Below are 2,874 nucleotides of genomic sequence, written 5' to 3'. Positions count from 1 at the left end.
CGCTTCTTTAACTCCGAGTATAAAAAATACGCGCTTTATATAGAAGAACGCGCCGGGCAAAAAGCTAAACAACAGCAAAAGGTTAAAGATGTAGCCCAAAGTACCGGCTATGTGCTAAAAATAAACAGGCCCGAGCTGAAGAAAAAAATGATGGCCGACGGCATCCTGACAAATCAATAACATTCAACCTTAATAAATGAAACGACAGATAATGAAGATAGCTCTTGTATCATTAATGATATTGGGGGCGGTAACAGCAGGATTTTCGCAGGCAAAAAAACCGACACTAATGGTGGTGCCAAGCGATGTGTGGTGTAATACAAACGGTTATATGCAGGTGTATGATGACCAGGGCACCAAGGTAAAGATTCCCGATTATAAAAGGGCGTTCCAGGAAAACAGCGACCTGCTGGCGGTGATCAGTAAGATAAACGGCATGATGGCCGAACGCGGGTTCCCGCTAAAAAATATGGAATCGGTTATTAAAACGCTGGAATCTGAGCGTGCCGAGAATGCTATCCTTACCTCAAAAAGCGGTGCGGGGCTATCCGAAAGCCCGATGGATAAGCTTAAGAAAACAGCCAAAGCCGATATCATCATTCAGTTAACCTGGGATGTGTTAAAAACCGGTCCCAAAAAGTCGGTGCGTTTTACTATGCAGGGAATTGATGCTTATAGCGATAAAGAAGTAGCCACAGCAGGCGGGACAGGTAATCCATCCTTTTCGGCAGAGACCGCTGTGTTACTGGAGGAGGCCGTTGCCGATAAGGTAGACAACTTTAACGTAGGCTTGCAAAGGCATTTCGACGACCTGTTTGCCAATGGCCGCGAGATCATTATCCGCATAAAAAAGTTCGATTCGTGGAAGAATGACCTGGAAACCGAGTACGGTGGTAAAGAACTAAATGTAGTTATTGAAGATTGGGTTCGTGCCAACTCCCTGAAAGGCCGTTTCAGCAATAGCGATGCTACCGAAAATATGATGTTGTTTGAGCAAGTGCGCATCCCGTTGTACGATGCAAACGGTAACGCTATTGATGCCCGGGGATTTGCCCGCGGCCTGCAAAAATTCCTTGCTGCTGCGCCATATTCTATTGTGAACAAATTAACTGCTAAAGGCCTTGGCCAGGCAGTAATAGTACTTGGTGAAAAATAAAAATTAAACGAGACGATCAACATGAAAAAAATAATGATAACCTGCATGTCGCTTTTCCTGCTGATGGGCGCGTATGCACAAAAAACTACCATTGCAAGGTCGGCGAATGGGGGGAATAGCGGCAGGGTTACACTTGCTGCTTACATTCCCGACCAGGTTGATGATCTGCCGGAGGCAGCCCGCAACATGCTGGGCAATAAGCTGAACCAGATCATCAGCCAAAATGGTTTTGGCGGCGATGAAGGCCAGCGCTTTATTATCACCGCTAACGTTGTGGTGCTTACAAAAGATATGCTCTCTACCGCACCGCCCATGACGGCCCTTACGCTTGATGTTAACCTGTATATCGGCGATGGTTACGAGGGTACAAAGTTTGCCAGCACCTCAATGCCGGTTAAAGGCGTGGGAGAGAATGTTGCTAAAGCTTATATCAACGCCTTTAAAAACATCAACCTTAACGACCCCAAACTGCAGGCTTTTGTAGAAAAAGGAAAGGCAAAGATCATCAGCTATTACAACACCCATTGCGATGTAATTATTAAACAAGCCCAAACCTTGGCCAGTACCGGCCGTATGGATGAGGCTATTTATAACCTTACATCGGTACCGCAGGCTTGCACAAATTGCTACACCCGCTCAATGGCGCAGGTGGCACCCATCTATAAAAAACAGGTGGAAAAAGATTGTGCTACCAAGCTAAACCAGGCTAAAAGCTTGTGGGCCGCTAACCAGGACATCAACGGTGCCAATGCCGTAAGCGAGGTTTTATCGCAGATTGATCCTCAGGCAGGGTGCTATAAAGATGTAAAGGTTTTTGTAGCACAGATAGCCAAACGCGTTAAAGAAATTGATAACCGCGAATGGAGCTTTAAACTGCAGGAGCAAAAGAACGATATGGGCATAATTAAGGCTGCGCGCGACGTAGCTGTAGCTTATGCGGCACAGCCGCGCACCACGGTATATAATGTACATGGCTGGTGGTAATAATGCACACGTACGAATGTTAAAAACATTATAGGTTAACTGCCAAAGCTTTATTGTAAGGCAATAGCATAATACACAGGGAGCCGGCAATTTTGCCGGCTTTTTATATAACTTTGCTATGTAATGGCGTACAAGTTTATTGATAATTACCGCGAACAAGGGGCAAGGAAACGATTGGTAGAGATACTGAGCAAAAAAGGTATTGAGGATGAAAAGGTGTTGCATGCTATTGGTAAAGTCCCTCGTCATTATTTTTTCGATGAAACCTTCTGGAACCAGGCTTACAAGGATATTGCTTTCCCGATAGGGGCCGGTCAAACCATTTCGCAGCCTTATACGGTAGCTTATCAAACCGAGCTGCTGCATATCCAAAAAGGTGATAAAGTGCTGGAGATAGGCACCGGATGCGGTTACCAAACCTGCGTATTGATGGAAGTGGGCGCAAAAGTGTTCACCATAGAGCGCCAGGAAAAACTATACGAGCGTACCATACAGGTGCTGCCTTACATGGGTTACAAACCCAAATTCTTTTTAGGCGATGGCTCAATAGGCATTGCCGAAGATGCGCCATACGATAAGATCATTGTCACAGCCGGCGCGCCAACCGTTCCCGAAATATTATTGAAGCAACTGAAAATAGGCGGCATACTGGTTATCCCGGTGGGGGATGAAAAATCTCAAAAAATGGTAACTGTATTAAAAACCGCCGAGCATGATTATGAACGCCACGTGCT

At 45.7% G+C, this 2,874-nt stretch carries 4 protein-coding genes; all 4 read left to right on the top strand.

Features of this window, described 5'->3' with window-relative positions; translation table 11 throughout:
- Window positions 1-180 (top strand): hypothetical protein (locus WC615_RS23180; RefSeq protein WP_372980397.1); only part of this gene is annotated, 180 nt, incomplete at its 5' end.
- A 16-nt stretch (window positions 181-196) separates the two neighbouring features.
- Window positions 197-1,156, top strand: a complete 960-nt coding sequence (locus WC615_RS23175) for a DUF6175 family protein (RefSeq protein WP_372980396.1) — start codon at window positions 197-199, stop codon at window positions 1,154-1,156.
- A 21-nt stretch (window positions 1,157-1,177) separates the two neighbouring features.
- Window positions 1,178-2,140 carry a hypothetical protein gene (locus WC615_RS23170; protein ID WP_372980395.1) on the top strand — a complete coding sequence of 321 codons (963 nt, stop codon included), beginning with the start codon at window positions 1,178-1,180 and terminating at the stop codon, window positions 2,138-2,140.
- A gap of 123 nt (window positions 2,141-2,263) precedes the next feature.
- Window positions 2,264-2,874, top strand: a 611-nt coding sequence (locus tag WC615_RS23165; RefSeq protein ID WP_372980394.1) for a protein-L-isoaspartate(D-aspartate) O-methyltransferase, incomplete at its 3' end; no start/stop codon positions are given.

Origin of the sequence: Mucilaginibacter sp., assembly GCF_041663085.1 — a bacterium.
Classification (GTDB): domain Bacteria; phylum Bacteroidota; class Bacteroidia; order Sphingobacteriales; family Sphingobacteriaceae; genus Mucilaginibacter.
Note: the sequence above shows the minus strand (reverse complement) of the source record. Positions and strands in the feature narration are given on the sequence as shown.

Excerpts from the sequence above, each read along its gene's own strand:
- WC615_RS23170 (WP_372980395.1), top strand. The coding sequence starts at position 1,178 with ATGAAAAAAATAATGATAACCTGCATGTCGCTTTTCCTGCTGATGGGC.
- WC615_RS23175 (WP_372980396.1), top strand. The coding sequence starts at position 197 with ATGAAACGACAGATAATGAAGATAGCTCTTGTATCATTAATGATATTG.